General features: G+C 46.2%; 14 protein-coding genes. 4 read left to right on the top strand and 10 right to left on the bottom strand.

Going from position 1 to position 17,974, the window contains the following annotated elements:
• Nucleotides 1–128 precede the first annotated feature (128 nt).
• From EKG38_RS04940 to EKG38_RS04950, 3 genes are all read left to right on the top strand, one after another.
• Nucleotides 129–1,193, top strand: coding sequence for an MBL fold metallo-hydrolase (locus EKG38_RS04940; RefSeq protein ID WP_126519130.1), 1,065 nt, complete (start codon nt 129–131; stop codon nt 1,191–1,193).
• Between the two features lie 210 nt (nt 1,194–1,403).
• Entirely contained in the window at nt 1,404–1,619 is a 216-nt protein-coding gene (locus tag EKG38_RS04945; protein WP_126519132.1) for a ribosome alternative rescue factor ArfA, read from the top strand.
• A gap of 285 nt (nt 1,620–1,904) precedes the next feature.
• Complete coding sequence (locus tag EKG38_RS04950; protein ID WP_126519134.1) at nt 1,905–2,828, top strand: DMT family transporter; 924 nt, start codon at nt 1,905–1,907, stop codon at nt 2,826–2,828.
• A gap of 165 nt (nt 2,829–2,993) precedes the next feature.
• On the opposite strand, the gene EKG38_RS04955 is transcribed toward EKG38_RS04950, so the two are convergent.
• The 8 genes from EKG38_RS04955 to EKG38_RS04990 all read right to left on the bottom strand — a co-directional run bounded on the left by EKG38_RS04955 (nt 2,994) and on the right by EKG38_RS04990 (nt 12,657).
• The gene (locus EKG38_RS04955; protein WP_246033093.1) at nt 2,994–4,322 is read right to left on the bottom strand and encodes a diguanylate cyclase domain-containing protein; all 1,329 of its coding nucleotides are present in this window, start codon (nt 4,320–4,322) and stop codon (nt 2,994–2,996) included.
• A 78-nt stretch (nt 4,323–4,400) separates the two neighbouring features.
• The gene (locus EKG38_RS04960; protein ID WP_126519136.1) at nt 4,401–5,396 is read right to left on the bottom strand and encodes an ABC transporter substrate-binding protein; all 996 of its coding nucleotides are present in this window, start codon (nt 5,394–5,396) and stop codon (nt 4,401–4,403) included.
• 129 nt (nt 5,397–5,525) lie between these two features.
• On the bottom strand, nt 5,526–7,415 hold the full coding sequence (locus tag EKG38_RS04965; protein WP_126519138.1) for an HD domain-containing phosphohydrolase: 1,890 nt from the start codon (nt 7,413–7,415) through the stop codon (nt 5,526–5,528).
• A gap of 321 nt (nt 7,416–7,736) precedes the next feature.
• Entirely contained in the window at nt 7,737–8,225 is a 489-nt protein-coding gene (locus EKG38_RS04970; protein WP_126519140.1) for a hypothetical protein, read from the bottom strand.
• Nucleotides 8,226–8,590: 365 nt separating this feature from the next.
• Nucleotides 8,591–8,794, bottom strand: a complete 204-nt coding sequence (locus EKG38_RS04975; protein ID WP_126519142.1) for a hypothetical protein — start codon at nt 8,792–8,794, stop codon at nt 8,591–8,593.
• Nucleotides 8,795–9,137: 343 nt separating this feature from the next.
• Nucleotides 9,138–10,067 (bottom strand): hypothetical protein, encoded by a 930-nt coding sequence (locus tag EKG38_RS04980; protein WP_126519145.1) that lies wholly within the window; start codon nt 10,065–10,067, stop codon nt 9,138–9,140.
• Nucleotides 10,068–10,124: 57 nt separating this feature from the next.
• Nucleotides 10,125–11,456 carry a BamA/TamA family outer membrane protein gene (locus EKG38_RS04985; RefSeq protein ID WP_126519147.1) on the bottom strand — a complete coding sequence of 444 codons (1,332 nt, stop codon included), beginning with the start codon at nt 11,454–11,456 and terminating at the stop codon, nt 10,125–10,127.
• Between the two features lie 124 nt (nt 11,457–11,580).
• A complete protein-coding gene (locus EKG38_RS04990; RefSeq protein WP_246033094.1) occupies nt 11,581–12,657 on the bottom strand; it encodes an endonuclease/exonuclease/phosphatase family protein in 1,077 nt (358 codons plus the stop codon).
• A 258-nt stretch (nt 12,658–12,915) separates the two neighbouring features.
• Here EKG38_RS04990 and EKG38_RS04995 point away from each other — a divergent pair, with 258 nt between their 5' ends.
• A complete protein-coding gene (locus EKG38_RS04995; RefSeq protein ID WP_126519150.1) occupies nt 12,916–14,184 on the top strand; it encodes a lipopolysaccharide biosynthesis protein in 1,269 nt (422 codons plus the stop codon).
• 125 nt (nt 14,185–14,309) lie between these two features.
• On the opposite strand, the gene EKG38_RS05000 is transcribed toward EKG38_RS04995, so the two are convergent.
• Entirely contained in the window at nt 14,310–15,962 is a 1,653-nt protein-coding gene (locus EKG38_RS05000; protein WP_126519152.1) for a diguanylate cyclase domain-containing protein, read from the bottom strand.
• Between the two features lie 161 nt (nt 15,963–16,123).
• Nucleotides 16,124–17,773: a CHASE domain-containing protein gene (locus tag EKG38_RS05005; protein ID WP_126519154.1), complete on the bottom strand. Its 1,650-nt coding sequence runs from the start codon at nt 17,771–17,773 to the stop codon at nt 16,124–16,126.
• Nucleotides 17,774–17,974: the final 201 nt, after the last annotated feature.

Raw genomic sequence — 17,974 nt, forward strand, 5'->3', positions numbered from 1 at the left:
CCCCTTATATTCAAGGAACTGACTTTCAGCAATATTTACCCTCATCAATGCTAAACCATCGACTATATTTAAACTCAACTTGTTTGAAACTCAACTTAGGTCGACAAATATCCATAGGAGACAAGAAGATGTCGATGATATTTCACCGGATCCGCACAGAACGTGGCTGTCAGTCTTACTTAATCGGCTGTAGTGAAACTAACTCGGCAATCATCATAGATCCTGAGATAACTCAGATGGAGCACTATCTGGGGTTGGCCAGCCATGATGGACTGGCGATCCATTATCTGCTCGACACTCACACCCATGCAGACCATTTCTCGGCGAGTAAATTGCTTGCAAATCAGTTGAACGTCCCGGTCATTATGCATTGCAACAGCCCGGCCCCCTTCGTCGATATGTACGTCGATGACGGTGAGATCATCATAGTCGGTAAACTCAGATTTACTGTGATGCACACTCCCGGCCATACCGCAGACTCCATATCTATAGTTGTGAAAGATAGGGTATTTACCGGAGACACTCTGCTCTTGGGGGGAACAGGACGAACCGATCTCCCCACCGGCGATCCCGAGCAACTTTACGATAGCCTCTTTAATGGTTTGCTCAAGCTCTCTGCCGATCTAAAAGTCTATCCGGCCCATGCCTATTCGGAGCGGACCCATAGCACTATCGGAGAGGAGCGTTCCAATAATCCCAGGCTGCAAAAAAAAGACAGAGATGAGTTCGTAACCCAGATGCGGGCATTAGATCTTAAGATGCCGAGCCAGCTGACCGAGTCGTTACGCACGAATTTAAGCGGCGGGAAAACCATCGCACAATTTATCAGTGATGCCTCAAATAAGATCTCATTTGTCTCACTGGAGCAGGTGCTGCGTTATAGCCAATCGATAGCGCCTAAATTTCTGTTACTCGATGTTCGCGAACGAGAGGCCTTCGACAAGGGTCATATATCCGGCGCAATACATATCCCCAGAGGACAGCTGGAGTTACGGGTTAACGAACTACTTCCCGATCCAACCCGGCGCATCGCCGTCTATTGTGAGTACGGCATGATCTCGGTCTTAGCCACCTCGACCCTGAGAGAGATGGGCTTCTTGCGCGCCGTAGCGCTGGATCATGGCTTAAACCTTTGGCGGGAGCTGGGTTACCCGTTAATTGAGAGCAGGAATGAGAGGAAAAACGAGCTATAGTACTTAACTCCCGGATAATTGATGGCAAAAACCTGATCACCGACGGCACAAAATTGTTTACTAAACAGACAAATCTGTTCTATAGTAGCGCCCGACAGTCTCCTATGTCAGGAGGCTATCGGGCATTCTTACAGTGAATAGCATGAGAGCAATAAGAGAGTAATACGGGACTCATACGAGACTCATATGAGAAAATAGCAGGAGCAGACGATGGCAAAACATCGAAAGTCCTCATCGCATATCGAACACGATAGCAAGCGAGGCACAATTAAAGACAACGCATTGAAAGCATTAGTCACCAGTGAACTGTTTAAGATGCGAACCGAAAGACCGAAGAAAGGCAAAGGTTCATATAACCGCAAACAACAAAAGGGGCATAAGCTGAAGGGCTTTGCCCCTTTTGATTTTTCGGCTCAGGCCTATTAGCTCTGTCTTCTTAACCGTCCCAGATACTCCCGTTCTCCTTTAGCCTTAATCCGACTCCCCAAATAGCGAAAAGGTTGACAGTTATCGCCTCGAACATCACTATGACTCGGCTCGCTATGAGTTAAAAGTTAGCAAAGCTAAAAAGTGAAAAACTAAGCCACTTAGAGTAGCGTTAACACCACGGTCGAGAGTTCCCTCAACATGGCTCAATGCCCTCTTTTAAAAACCTAAAACCATTTCCGGCTTGCCCTCCGATTCAGGCAAGTAAATTAGGAGTTAACAGCAATGCAGAGCCCAGTTCCACTCCCTAAGATGGTGCCATTCGCTTTTTTATCGGTCGTGCTCATCTGGTCAACGACGCCCCTTGGCATCGTATGGAGCAGTGCCTCGGTTCACCCGACCATGGCCGTGTTATTGCGTATGGTGCTAGCCTTGGTATTAGGCAGCCTGCTTCTGGTCATCTTTCAGATCCGCTTTCCCTGGACGAAAACCGCATTCAAGCTGTATGGTTTCTCTTCGATCGGTATCGTTGGCGGCATGTTACTGAGCTATTTTGCCGCACGATATTTAGCATCGGGTACCATGTCACTCATCTTCGGACTGTCACCGTTAATTTCGGGAATATTAGCTCAGAAACTCCTCGATGAGCCTAAGTTTGGCCCGATGAAATTGCTTGCGCTGGCCATGGCATTTATTGGACTGGGTATCGTCTGCTCCTCTAAACTCTCACTGAGCCCTGATAGCTGGATTGGCCTGCTATTGGTATTGACCGCCGTTTCCCTCTTCAGCCTGAGTGGTGTCTTGATAAAAACGGTGAAAATTAACATCCACCCCATAGCAAGTACAGTCGGCGCACTGCTGTTCTCAACCCCCCTGTTCACTTTGGCCTGGTTACTATTTGATGGAACTCTACCAGTCGATACCTGGCAGCTAAAATCTATCTGGGCCATTATCTACCTGGGCGTATTCGGTTCTCTGATTGGCTTCATCGCTTATTTCTATGTACTGCAGAACCTCAAAGCCAGCACCGTGGCCCTGGTGACCTTGATCACACCGGTTTTTGCCATGACATTAGGCGCCACATTGAATGGCGAAATGATCACCGACACATTAATCATCGGTGCCCTGTTCGTTATCACTGGTTTGGCGCTATATCAATTCGGGGAAAAATTGCAGAGGCTACTAAAACGAGACAGGATCAGGGGCTAGTTCCTATGTTCATCGGCGTCCAAGCTCCGTTATCACTGGTTTGGCGCTATATCAATTCGGGGAAAAATTGCAGAGGCTACTAAAACGAGACAGGATCAGGGGCTAGTTCCTAGTTCCTAGTTCCTAGTTCCTAGATTCTAGATGCTAGGTTCTAGAACCTATTTCTTAAGCCATCTTGGCATCGGAGAGGCCCACCGTTACCTTGCTGGTCAGCTGAAAAGTGGTTCCTTCAATCTCTTTCGCTTTATACATATTGTCATCGGCAACTTTTAATAAGCTACTCAGCTCTATGGCGTCTATAGGGAAGAAGCTCACACCGATACTAGCATCGATCACAAGGTTAAGATCCTGATATTGAATGGGTATGGCTAGCTCTTCGGTCAGCTTGTGGATCACGGTTATCACCTGTGTGGCATTTTCGATGGGCTCTAACCAGATAACAAATTCATCTCCCCCAATTCTGGCAATAATATCTGATGAACGCACCGTCTTTAACAGCTTTTGAGCGATCTGAATTAAGACCGCATCACCCGCAGCATGACCATGACAATCATTGATGACTTTAAATCGGTCCAGGTCGATGAAAAGCAGTGCCGCGCTCTGATTAGTACGACCGCAGCGAGCAATTGCCGTTTGCATCTGCTCCTCAAATGCACCTCGGCTATATAACTTGGTCAGACTGTCATGATTGGCCTGGTGCTGAAACTCTTCACGCTGTTGCTGCAGCTCTTTCGTTTGACGTTCGACCTCTAGTTGTAGCAGCTCTTTCTTAACCGTCGTCTCCTCCAGAGAGCGTTTCATTAAGTTAAATTGCTGGGCAAGAACCGAAAGTTCGTCGGTATCCTTGACCTCGATACGGCTATTGAGGTTACCCTTGGTCAGATCTTTTATCCCGAGAGTTAATGCATTGAGGTTAGTACTGAATGATTTAAGTGTAAGCAGTGTGAGTATAAGAACGACCGCCGAACCTACAATAAGCAGTATGACTACCGCATATAATATTTTTCGTTGTGATAGCTCAGAATCCTTTATTGCCAGCCTTTCTAATTTCCCCAGATCCTCATTCATCGATTGAATGGTCATGTTATACCGCGCGGAAAGCATACCAGCAGGTGAGGTGATCCCATGGCGAAAATTAGAGTCGAGATCTTTTTGAGACAGATCGAGCAGAGCACCAATATTAGCGTTCATTCTGACTAAATTTGCGACTATGGTATTTTTACTGTTTTGACTGAATAGCTCCTCATCTAATAAAGCTTTAAGCTCTTCATGAGCGACACGGGTTTGAGTCAGTGCATCCTCATCATGATATTGCTGCAATAGCCAAAGCTCACTGCTCATCAGATCAATTTTATGTTCGATGTCACTGACCTGATGCAACTCCGAGTTGGTCTGCATCTGTATCTCTTTAAGCGTGACAAAAGAGAGCAAGATGATACTTGTCAGCATTAGACTCACTATCAGTAATATCTTAAGACGTAAAGTTACTTTCATCTTCCTCTCAATTTATTTAATTATCTTGTCGCCCTCGGCTCATTAATCTATTCAGCTAGGGTAATCAAAGGTGCGCTGTTATAGGTCTGTCACTAGACCTCCAGCCTGCTCCAACGCCCTGCCATCGATCAACAACCTGAAGTCGGGCATCCCTTTCGTATCGACAACTGAGCCTGTTGCTATCGCCCACCTTGCCTGCGTCTGTAGGTTGGACAGCAGCACATTGCTCAATGAGAGCCTAAATAGATAATCGCTCCAACCCCACTCAAGCTCTGTCACCGGAATATGAAGAAAATCACTCACGATACTCTTAGCTCTCTTCGGGTTATCGGCAATGTAACTTTGCGCTTCATCGATGGCAGCCAAAACTCTCACATAGGACTCCATGCTATTCTCTAATGAGGCTTTTTGGGCTACCAGGTTAAATGAGAGGTTGTATATTCCCCTTGTCTGGAATTGGCTGATTTGATCACCATACTCCTTATTAAGCTGATAACCCAAGGGCTCCCAAATTGAGATGGCATCGACTCTGCCCGACAGTAGCGCAGGCCCCAACTCTGATGCATCCATAAATACACGATTAAATTTGACCTGTTTATTGCCGGTCAAGATCATGTACGCATAGATGAAAAACTCACTGGCACTGGACTCAACCATACCTACATTTTTCCCCTCCAATAGTTTAGCTTCTGTTATGGAGGCGCTTTTTAACGTGATGAGTTTGAGATCGTTATCCGACTCGACAAAACTAGCCAGCACGGTGAAATCTTGACGCAAGAAACTATTAAACATCACCACAGATTCGGAGCTGGTCGCCAGATCTACCTCGCCATTGCTCATCATGGTGAAACTACGATGACCACCTCGTACAGGCAATAGCTCTACATGAACCTTATGCTTATCAAACAGTGATAACTCTTGAGCAATAATTAACGGTGAACTTAATGGCGTAGTGGACATAGCTATCTTAATCGGGGCTGTAAATGCCTCATTTGAAGTTTCAGTTTGCACACCCACGATAAGATAGGTGGCGACACCAACAAAGGCTAATAACAGCAACAGTTTCTTTATCATTCTCATACCTATGCTGAACTACAATTCATTTAAAATTGTAGTTCAGGAAGTCAGTGGGTGCTTTTTCCTCTGTTCGCTAAATGAAGAAGCTCGCTAAAGAAAAGGTGCAGAGACAGCCTATCATTGCCGCTAAATACCTTGACCAAAATTAATCAGTTGAGAATACTCCACTGGAAAATGCTCGATGCAGCCATTAGTGACTTCAGGGGGCTCATCTTCAAACAGAGCTTTTACCTCCCAGAATGAATCATTAATCCTGCAAAAAGCATCGATCAACCTTGGATCAAAATGGGTACCGCGCCCTTCGAGCATAATGCTTTCAGTCTTATCGCGACTGAAGGCCCCCTTATAAACCCTCTTACATGACAGCGCATCGAATACATCGGCAATCGCCATGATCCGAGCCGCAATAGGGATATCATCACCCGATAAACCATTTGGATACCCGCTACCGTCCCACTTTTCATGATGGTAATGGGCAATATCCTGAGCAAATTGTAAAAATGTTGGGCCATCATTTTCTGCCAGCTCACTGGTTAACGTATGAATTGAGGAGCTAATCGCGTTACTGCCATAGGTTGTATGTCGCTTCATTATTTCGAATTCAAAATCGGTCAGTCTGCCGGGTTTCAGTAAGATATCATCGGGTATCCCCACCTTGCCAATGTCATGAAGCGGGGCAGACTTGTACAGTAAATCTATATTTTTGTCCGACAGAAAATCGTGAAAATCGGGATGATCTTGTAGCTCTTCTGCCAGCAGTTTTACATAGGTCTGTGTCCGTCTGAGATGCTGCCCGGTTTCGTTATCTCGAGTCTCGGCCAGAGTAGCCATACTGAGAATCGTTACATCCTTAATAACGGCTAGCTCTCGCGTTCGCTCCGCGACTCTTAGTGTCAGCGTTTTATTGAGTTTTTTCAGTTCCCGCTCGGCACACTTCCGCCCGACTGAAGCTCGGGCCCAAAACCAGATGAGTATCAAACCTATGGGGTAGATGATCAATGCCGGATACAGAAACTCCATCTTAGATAGGATTAAAGCAGGACCTAACCCCCAATAGGTATTAACTATGATGATCCGCCACTCATCGATAAAATGATCCCGATTGGCCACTTTTTTATCAATGTCTTTAATCGGGTGCACTGTGGCGAAGGTAACCAGGCCATCTGAATTCTCAACGCTGCCCTTCTCAGTCAGGGATATGGTCTGCCAAAGCTCCGGACTATCGGCACCGAAACTCTGTTTATGATTGAGCATAAACCCCCACTCCTGAGAGGGGTCCCTGCTCGATAGCCAGTAGCCATCCTTATTCAACAGTGCCCCCTCTCCCGGAGCAAACATCATCTGGTTTCTGAACTTGTCGAGCAATAAATTGGCGAAATAGTTTAGAACGATAACCCCTCTTAACTCTCCATTTTCATCTTTAAGTGGCTTAGCAAATCGGATCATAGGTTTCAGGGGCTGTTCGATGACGCCATTTTCCAGATTGAGATCGAGCGCCGAGATATACATCTTATCTGTAGTAATCGCGGCAGCTTCCTGAAAGTAGTATCGATTTGACTTGTCTTGCAACAGCTCGGGGACAACGGCGACCGCTTGATCACCGAAATAATCGATCCGAACCAGCTCCATTCCGGAGGGAGAGATAAGGCGTATTTGATCATAGAGTTGGCTGGTATTGGCTAAATTAAGAAACTCCCTCTCGATATGCGCTTTACTGTCATCGATTCCACTATTCATAAAGCTTTCAACATTTTCACTTGCGGTTAAAAATTCGAGGTGAGACATGACCGTAGTCAGATCATGTTGAGCTAAATTGGTACCGACCTCTATGGCGGCTTGGACTAAGGCCTGCTGCTTGGCTTGTTCGACATTAATATACAGGGAGTTTGCCAGCATTAATGCGGCGATATTGAGTAGGGTAAGGGGAATAAATAACGCAATAAAACGAGCCCGAACCAGTCGATTAAAACCAGAAAAGCGTTTATCCCTATCGCCGACTCGGTTACTGAATATCAAGCTCCACTCCTATCCTTGTGATATTACCAAGTGCTTCCATTGCGGCAGCCATCGATAGCCTTTGCCTACCCTCTTAAATCTAGTTCACAAAGTACCTTTAGGCCACTAATCTGCCCCCCAGAGATGGACTTGAAGTTTTTCCCATAACGCTAATATTGAGGGCCCGGTTTCAGGACTTGAACTTAATGATGTAAGTATATGGAAAGTATAAGGAAGGGGGATGAGCCTGCGAACAAACGAGAAAATATGGGGAATAGATGAAGCTGGATATTGGTGGCTATCTAGTTTGTCCGCTCATAGAAACAAGAACGGACACAAGAGTTATATTCTTGCTCGATTATTCATTTTGTTCATCGCTTGTAGTTTCTTTTGCAGTCGGGTGTCTAATTTGAACCACAAGTCTCCGGTTGGGCTTACCTCTTTCATCACGGTATAGCCCGAAACTTTCCCCACATAAAAACGAGAAAACTTGTCGGCAATAAATGAGGTTTGAGCAAACAGCTCCACCTCGCCTATGGGCTCACAGGTCAGATTTATGGGAGAGGTAGTGGTCAACTGAAAGTTAACGATCTCCAGGGGTTCTCCCTTCATCATCATCGACCGCTGATCCACTATATCCATCTGGTCGCGGTAAACCGTTTTTCCTTCACAAAAACCGGGGATCTTAACCCAGGAACCGATAACCAAAGGGAGTAAGTGGTCATGATTTTCACTATGCTCAGAGTTAAGATATGCGCTGATCCCGATCCCACTACCGATAGCTAAGAGGGTACAGGTGGTGACGGCAAGCTTAACTAAACTTGAAGGCATAGATTCTCCATGGCGAACCTAATCGGCTCAAGACAGACTCGCGCCGGTAAAAGCCAAGTCCAATCGACGGACACTCAAAAACATTGCCCACCAAGGTAGCCCAATGAATAGTAAACATCCAGAGATGGTTTCAAATAATGAGGAGTTTTAACTTTACAGTCCAATAGGTTAACTCAGAGAAGTAGCGCTAACCACTATAAACAGTCAGGATGATAAGCATCAATGATGAGTGAATTGGAATTTGCAGAATATTCCTCTGTTTGAAACAGAAAATAGGGGGATACCATCGCATCATCAACTCTACAAAGACCCTCCTTGGTCCTCGCCTCTCTGTGCCTCGCCCCTCTATTCCTCATGATCGAGATTTAGTTATATCCAAGCACAAAGTCTTTCTCTTCATTAATGATATCCGCCCTGTAATTAAGAGATTGATGGTTGGCGGCCATCTCATTACTCCCTAATAACTTAATGACATAGTCGACTCTGCAACGATAGTGGTTAGAGGTTTGATAGAGGTGTTGGTTAACCGTAAAGTTAAGCTGCTTTGGCATTGGCGCTGTATAAGACATATTCAGTTCCTCAGGTTATTCATTAGCACCTCAAGTGATACTTGTGAATGCTAACCAGTATCCAGATAAAAGCATTTACTATGCCAAGCGAGTAAAACGACATCTAGCCTCTTCATTGTCACCGACATACGGCAAGGAAAAACGAGAAACAAGTCGGGATAAGCGGCTGTTTTTGTTGAGATGAGTTGAGCATTCAACCTTCGATGAAAAATCGGGCCGATAAGTGGCAGGTTCATTATGTCGGATTAGGCCAAGGATAAAATCAGCGACACCGTTTCTCATTTTGCCACTCACCTTTTGCGGATGAGTTTTCATTTTGCAAAATCAAACCTTACCAGACAGCTTAATCGTCAAGCTTCGAGATAAATATCCGACTGATGTCTTTTCCCCATAGCTGAATTATTTTTCTTGTTTTTTCTTTATTCCAGAAACATTTTCCAAAAAGGATAATACCCGCACCTTCGATATCCCGGCGATCTTTGATATTGAACCTCTTGAATAAACTTGTCTGAAATTCCTCTATAGGAATACCGACATCCCGACTGTCAGAGGGGTTCAGCCACTGCATCGCCTTATCGATATGGGATACTGTGCCCCAATACATACGTGGCGCCCCATTTTCTGTTGGCTCTGCATCGGCAAAGTTTACGAAGAGATTTTTTGCACGCCAGCGGTACTTATCATCGGTATACACCCAAAGCTCTGACTCAGCCAGTTCGCTGCCTCTGAGCAAGCTGTGAAGAAGCTTCTCGAGCCCTTGAGTTGAAACTCGTTTGTCGTCAGGTAAATTTGGCTGACTCTTGCTTTCAGTTTTGCTGCTATCCTCTTTGGCACTCTCAACATAAGTGCTGTAAGCCTTATCACTCTCTCTTATCTCACTCTCACTCTGCCCCGGATCAGCTTGTAGCGACTTTTCCTTTGAGACAGATTTGGCACTCGCCTTCGATGCATCAATAGAGGGGCGCTTAGTGAAGTCGATGATCAAGGCGTCACTGTCGACCACCAGCTGATTAACCTCGATGGCATCTTGCTCCTCTCTGGCTTTAGCCTGTGAAGGTTTAAACTCTTTGCAATTCGCCTGATGATAGCGGGAGCCGAAGCAGGCGGCTTTACCGTCAAGCGACGCCTTACGATAATAGGCTTTCCCATGACACTGTGGGCAGATAAGCGATTGCCGATACCGTTCGATATCCACATCACTGAGCTTTTGAAACTTGAACACCGAATAGGTGACAGGTTCATCTTCATCAAACATACAAATGGCATCAAGCATAATGTCGACTCAAGGTTAAGAATTGCATAAGTTAGGTCTGTATCTGACGCCCACCAGTTAAAAGGGGTGGTCGACCATCACCCAGGTGTTTGTCCCTTCGTTAGAGTGAGCGATATCGGCCCTGACAACCAGCCCCGCCATTAACGCCCTCAAGGACACCCCAAAATCAAACTTCATATCCGTTAGCAGTTCATCGGCACTATACTCAGCACCGACCCTGCCCGCCTCGACAAACCCCACCAGCTGAAACCAATCAAGCTTCAGAAACCTGAGCCAGTTCACATCCTCAACGGGGTTGGACTTCAGAGTATAACGATATTCGGCGCTGCCATAGATGACGGCCTTATCATGGAAACGGTTCTGATCGAAACCTCGCATTCGATAGAAGCCTCCCAAGGTTGCAGCCTCATTATAGGGCGCATTATCTTTCACCAGCCTACTCCCATCCTCAGCATACTCTAATGACCAGGAAGGTGAGTACCCGGTCCAGAAGTTGAGGGCCAATATTCTTTGGTGAGCATACTCTGACTCACCAAAGGAAAAGTACTTACTCATATCGAGGTTAATAAAGGTCCACTCATGATCTGAATCGAGCCAGGCTGCATCATGGGAAATCGAGAAATATTGACTGCTACCCGTAGAGGGGTTAATTGAGAAATCGGTATTATCATAGAGAAGGCCCAATTCGATGGCGTGCACCGTGCCATCCAGATCCCCCTCCTCAAATTCGAAACTTTGATAACGATTGAACTGACGAAGTACTAAGACCGTTGCACCACTTTCCCAAGGGTTCCACACCTCCCCGCCACTGGGAGGAGAGATAAGTAGCCCATTCTTAAGCTTATATTCCACCAAGCCTTTGTCTGCCGTAGCACCTATGGGCAGGGTATACTCTAGCTTTATATCGAACCAATTTGAGGCTCCATCGGCTTCAAGATATTGAGTATTAATTGAATCGTTGCTACCGGGTAAGGGAAAAGCCTCGGGTGTCGGTATTATACCGCTCCCTGCATAGGCTCGCTGATCCGGATAATAACCCAGCATTCCATAAACACTGAGATATAAGCGCTCGGTGTGGGGCAATTTAAAGTTCCATACACCACCTCCGACCGCCTTACTCACCTCGCCACCGAATACGGTCCCCCCTATGGTCATTTGGTCTTGATAATAACCACTCAGCATTCCACCTACACCAAAGTTGAGCCCCATAGATTCGGTACTGAACAGATAGGGCAATATCAGGCGCTCTTTAACCCGCTCCGGGGTTTCACTGCGGTTAACCGAGGCTTTTACATTTGCTGCAGGCGCGGCCTGTAGTTGACCGGGAAAAATAGAGCCCCACAACAAGATGCCGGTGCAGACCGAACCAATAACCTTTCTCTTCCCCATAAGTACTCCGAAATCCTTTCAGTAACAATGGCATGTAAACGACGAAAAACTGATACAAGCATAATTATTCAACTTGCCACAGCCACATATGGGGCGCAACCGATATACCGAAAATTCAAATAATTTAGTGGCGAATTGAGATGGTTATCATCACAGGTGCATGGTCTGTACTCTGGCTATCGCGCTCAAACCTTGGGTTGATGAGATGCCTGTCATAGGTCTCATACCTTCCCACCTCGGCCAAGCTGCGACTATTTTTTATATCAAACTCACTCGAAAGCAAGATGTAATCCAGTACGGAGCCTTTAGCAAAGTAATAATGTGTTGAAGGCCGTTGTTGACAAGAAAGGCTGTACTGACTCGATTGATAGAGCTCATAAGCATCGTTAAGCCTATGGTCTCGCAGTTGGTGTTCAACTTCCCCCCGCAGAGGATCGGGTTTAATCCGGGTATCGACAGAGGTCAACGCACTTAGCACTCCGTCACTTAAAATATCATTAAAGTCTCCCATTAATACCATGGGATTGCCCGTTTGAGTGCGGCGCTCGACCATAGCATAACGCAGCAGCGCAGCCTCGCTGCCTCTTTGTATGCTCGATCCCCATTGACCCAATGCCTCAATGGCGAGCAGCTGGCCGACATTTCCGTCAGGTGAACCCGTTAGGGGTTTCGTCTGCCCGTTCAGTGCTTGAGCATCGAAAAGCGGACGCTTGGATTTAAAGTGCACGACGTAACAGTCACAGGGCCCTAATTTGGGCAGAGAGATGGTCGCCCTCAGCGGTTTTCGACTAAAACCAAAGTCATCCTGCAGCCCCATCATGGATGCCCAGCCATCACCCACGGTGACATTGTGAACCTCTGTGATGGGATAACGCGATGCTAAGGCGACGACGGGCTTGCTATAGATAAAGTCATCGACAACCTCGGGGGCATCTAACACGACAAAGTATTCCAACCCGCAACGCTTGGTTAATTGCGCCAGGGCATCGGGGGTAAAGACCTCCTGAAATCCAATGACATCAGGCTGATGCTCATCAATGTAAGTCGCGATCCAATCCAGCTTCTTCTGCCACTGCTCCTGAGTATAGATATTCTCAAATTCATAAAATGCCCCTGGCGGCTCAATGAAGTTGAACAGGTTGAAGGTGGCTATCTTGATAAGCTCTGACGTATCTGAGCCATTGGTCGATTGACTATGCAAGCAGAAACCTTCTATTCGATCACAACTGATTAATAGGGTTAGATTACAATGAAATGCCCGTAATGGCACTAGATGATGGCACTAGATGTCGAACTCAGGCATAACAAAAGTTCCCTGCAGATGATAAAGATTTCAAGGAGGGAACTCCGGTCACATCTTTGCACTGTGGCGCTGTTGACCCGATTCATTGCACGTTAGGATTAAAAACTCTCCCCCTCTCAACGTTTACTTTTTAGCTTTCATTCATCAAGGATCACCATGCAAGACACCTCAATCGAACGAGTAAAGCGGGCTTTTATTGCCGGGATATGGGCAACGCTCGTGAGTATAACGATTGGCTTTGGATTTAAAATTTGGTTAGCACAGTGGGTTGCCAAAGAGGATCTCGCGCTCTATCACACCGTCGTCGATATCGTCTCCTTGTCGCTGATCCTGATGACAGGTTTTCGCTCCTCCATGGTGGTGAGCTATTCCCAGACTCAAAATGATAGAGATATCACCAATATCTTTCGCTATAGCTTAATCGCCATGGTACTGCTCACCTGGGGAGTCGTGCTGCCTTACATAAAGCATAGATTACATATCGATGTGGAATATTTTCACTTGGTCGGGATCATCTTAGGAATGGGGTTTAAGGTCTATTTTACCAATCAAATAGCCATGTACCGTATGTATACCATCTCTAACAGAGTCACCTGGATGGAACCTCTGAGTCAGGTGGTGATCTTTCTGGCCAGTTTCTACCTACTCAAGCAGACTGCCATCGCTTCACTATTTTTCAGCTTAATGCTCTCCTCTATCACGATGGCGGGCTTTATGTTTATCAATCGACGTAAACAGGTAGCGACCACGCCTCTGGCCTCGGTAAATTTAGACCCGGACCTACGCAACTTTGTGAAGAAAAGCTTTACCGCATCGCTCGAGGCCGGGGCAAGTATATTGATGATCTATATCACCGTCCTGATGACCATAGGCCATTTCAGCATAGATGAGCTCGGTGACTTTCAGGTTGTCGTCAGGCCCATCATCGCTTATCTGACCCTGTTATTTGTCTTTCCGATATACCGATTTGTTTTCCCGGAGCTCGCTGTCTGCGTGCGTAAAAATGACCTTGAGCAGATAAAACAGATAAAGCGCTGGGTATATAAGCTTGCCGTTATCATAGGAGCCAGTTTCTTTACGCTTATGCTCTGCTTTAGTCATGAGATAGTGAGCTGGGTATTCCCGCCTCAATACAGCAAGGCCGCCCCCGTCTTGATGCATTTCTCCATGTTCTTCGTGTTTATGATGCTCAATGCCTACCAGTTAGCCTTCATTAAGGCTCATGGCCTGTTTACTCAGAGTTTGGTTATCAGGATCTGTGGGATCCTGGCGTTAATTGGCAGCTACTACATTTACAGTCGAATTACAGATAATGTCGTTGCGGTGATCTTGGCTCTGGGAAGTGGCTATCTGTTGATGTTTATCTTATCGAGCATAGTCGAAAGGCAGATCGTAAAGCGCGGTGACAAATTCGTCATTGTGTAAAGTGAGGCACGAACTTATACGGAATCTATGCTCTATCAAGCTAGATCCCGGATATCTTGTTCCTCGCCCCCTCTCCCCTCGATCCTGGGATGACGACTAGCCTGACGCAGGGGAGGCTCAACTCATCATTTATGTGAAACAGCACTGCTTTTGTGGCTGGCCTGATAATTTTCTTTATGGCTGATAGTGGAAATATCTACCGGCTTAGGTTTAAAGAAACAGACACGATTTCGACCAGAATTTTTAGCTTCATACAAGGCCAGATCCGCCTGAGTCGTCAGGTCTATAAGATCCGAATCTTGAGCCGGTGAGATACTGGCAACGCCAATACTGACGGTAATAAACTCACTGGTCAGTGAGGTATTATGGGGAAGACCCAGGCGTTCGATATTATATTGGCAACGCTTTGCAGGAGAGAGGCAGTCTCGGGTATCAGGCAATAACACGACAAACTCTTCCCCCCCATAACGGGCCACAAGATCGGTATTCAGATTCAGCGTCTGACTTAATGCCTGGGCGACTTCACGTAAGCATTGATCGCCGGCGAGATGGCCATAGGTATCGTTGTAGAGTTTAAAATGATCGATATCTATCATCATCAAGCCAATTTTCGACTCCTCTCTTATCGCTTTTTGCCACAATGCTTGCAGAGTCTCATCGAAGCAGCGTCTGTTAGGAATTTTAGTTAAGCCATCGGTTTGAGAAAGCTCTTCCAGCTTACGTTTGGCTTCATTGAGATCATGGGTTCTCTGCTCGACCTCACTCTCAATCAGCTCCGACCGCCTTAAAATCGCATAGATATAGGATGCCCCCAACAAGACAAAGAGTCCTCCGAATATCGCTATCATATAGGGCAATTTACCTCTTCGCTCAACGACATACCCCGTACTGGGAACGGCAACAATCGTCCACTGTCTACCACTAAACCGAGTCAGCGACTTTTCATAGGCAAAGGTTTGCTGCGATGAGTTCAGGGAGAGTGCTGCAGGGAAGTTTGAATAGAGGCTGCTGTCGCTATTTGATGTCCTATCTTCCAGGGAGAAGTAGATTCCATGAGCCGAGGTTCGCTTGATAGCACTATCAAACATGTCACCGATACGATAAACACCCAGCACATATCCACGAAGCTGGTCACGACGTTTAAATACCGTAGTGGGCTCCCCGGTGTATATGGGTACAAAGATACGGATCCCTTTTTGGTTCGAGTGATATTGAAGCAGGCTTATGCCAGGCGATGCCACCGACTGATCCAGATCTCGCGCCTTCTCCAAGGTCTCGACTCTTTTATCGCTAGAGGAGAGATCGAACCCCAAAACCACCTCATTACCAGCTATTGGCGCAACGTAGGAGACGGGGAAGTAGCTGTTCCTGTCGAGGGCGCGGATCATACCTTGGGGGCCCACTTCTGTAATTTCAAAATCGGGAAATTCGGCGCGTCTCGAATCCACATAGGCCAGCCTTTGATTCCCAAGCACTTTTGGCGCCCACTCCAACGCCTGAATATCCTGATGCCTGGCAAGAAAGCTTTGGGCAATTCGATTAAATTCGGCTGAACTTACGTCATCTGAGCTATCAAACAGCCCTTTAATGGCAAAAAGTACCTCAATATTGAGCAGTAATTCCCTCTCTAAGGCCGCCGCTTTATCATCGACGTCCTTGTGAAAATCCTGCTCAATTGCCTTAGTCTCTTCTTCATAGAAACTTATTCCCATATAGCCCGAAAGGCTTAAGCCTATCAAGATAGCGGTTAAGAGAATGTACTTTGAAAAAAAATTCATACCGTGAAAATGTATCCATGAAAACAGGCATTTAATCTACAGTTTACACGAGAGAAGAGTTGAGAGTTAACATTTCTTTCACATTGAAACGAAATATGGTTCATCTAAGCGATATTAACTCATCATCAAAAAGTAGTAGCTTTACAGTGTAAGAAAGTGGATTACTCCGGAGAATGGCCCTTGGGGGATTTAAAATCGATGATGTCGCCTTGATTAGTTTGGATGGCTTTATCGCCAACAATGACGCGATTCCTACCGGACTCCTTTGCCTCCATAAGAGCCGCTATTGTCCTCGAGATAAAATCATCGGGGTCACATCTTTGAGTCGGAATAATAGACATCACCCCGAGGCTGATAGTGACATACTCGGAAACCGATGAGCCTTCATGGGGAATATATAGCTTTTCTACATTCGAGCGACACTTATCGGCCAAAATGGCAGGTTCTTCTGTATTGGGCAACAAGATAGCAAGCGCTTCTCCACTATACCTGACCACCAGATCCGAGTTTCTGCTCGATGTATTCGAGAGTTCCTTAGTCACATCCTTTAAACACTGATCACCCGCACCATCGCCATAATGCGTCTTGTATGACTTGAAATGATCAATCTCTATCATGATTAATGACAACGAGCTGCCATCGCGAATAGCCCTCAGCCACTCAGTCTCGAATTGAGTATCAAATTGCCGACGATTAGCCACCTTGGTCAGTCCATCGATAAGGGCGCTATCCTTCAATGCCTGCTTAACTTTGTGCAAAGCTTGAGTACGTTCAAGCACTTCGGCCTCAATAAGAACCGAATGTTTTATGACAGCATAAAGATAGGCGCCGGCAAGCAGTATAAATAAGGTGCAGAAGCTGCCGCTCATCAAGGGCAGCAAGCTTCTGCGTTCGGCGATATAACCTAAGGTTGGTGTGGCCACAAGCGTCCATTGTCGCCCGCCAAAGCGGCGCAACGGCTTGCTGTAGTTAAATTTAACTAATGCCATATCTTGGGCTTGGTCGGTGGAAAAGTTGGCATAGAGTTGAGCCGCCTCGATACCGGTATTATCAATCAGGCTCAGGTTGAGCCCTTGTACGCCGGTATGTCTAACTGCGGTTTCAAACATATCACCGATTGGATACACGCCAAGCACAAACCCCAAAAATTTCTCTCGACGCTTGCTCAGAGTCGTCGGTTCTCCGTCATAGATAGGCATAAAAACAAGCACCCCTCGTTGATCTGAGGTCTCTTGAACCAACTTGATGCTCTCTGTTGCCAGAGACAGATCTAAGTCTCTTGATTTATTGATTATTTTTAATCTTTTTTCATTCGAGGCGAGATCGAACCCCAAGGCGACTTCATTACCCTTTACAGGCTCCGCATAGTAGACAGGGAAATATACGGCGCGATCAGAGGCCCGGACCATACGACCTTGAGACTCACGCTCAGTAAATTCAAAATCCGGATGCATACGCCTACCAGCCTGTTCATAGGCATCTCTGTGCTCCTGAACAACCTTAGGAACCCACTCCAGTGCCTGAATGTCCTTATGCCTAATTAAGAAACCACTCGCCAGCTTGTTAAACTCTGCCGCAGTGACATTTTCAGAACTGTCGAACAACCCCTTAAGTGCATATAGAGCCTCAAGTTTCAGCAAGAGTTCACGCTCTAAGGCTGATGCTTTATCATCGACATCTCTTCTGAAATCAGCCTCTATGGCCTGTGTCTCTTTTTGATAAAAACTGTAGCCAATCAAGCCGGAAAGCAGTATGCCAATCGATACTGTGAATAAGATAATATAACGCGCTTGGGGGTTAGATATGGGCATGACTAAGGCACTGTAGCCTTCCTAAAGTTGATGTACTCTTTAGGGCGGTGAAACTTGGATACACTATGGTCTCCTTAATGCCAACCAACAAGCGATAATGCTCTAAGCAGGAGCTATCCATGATAATTACTTGCCCTCTGCTGCAGATGAAAATCATCGACTCGCGCATCGAAACGATGGCAAAGCCTTATTCATTGAGCT

This window comes from Shewanella canadensis (assembly GCF_003966225.1).
GTDB classification, from domain to species: domain Bacteria; phylum Pseudomonadota; class Gammaproteobacteria; order Enterobacterales; family Shewanellaceae; genus Shewanella; species Shewanella canadensis.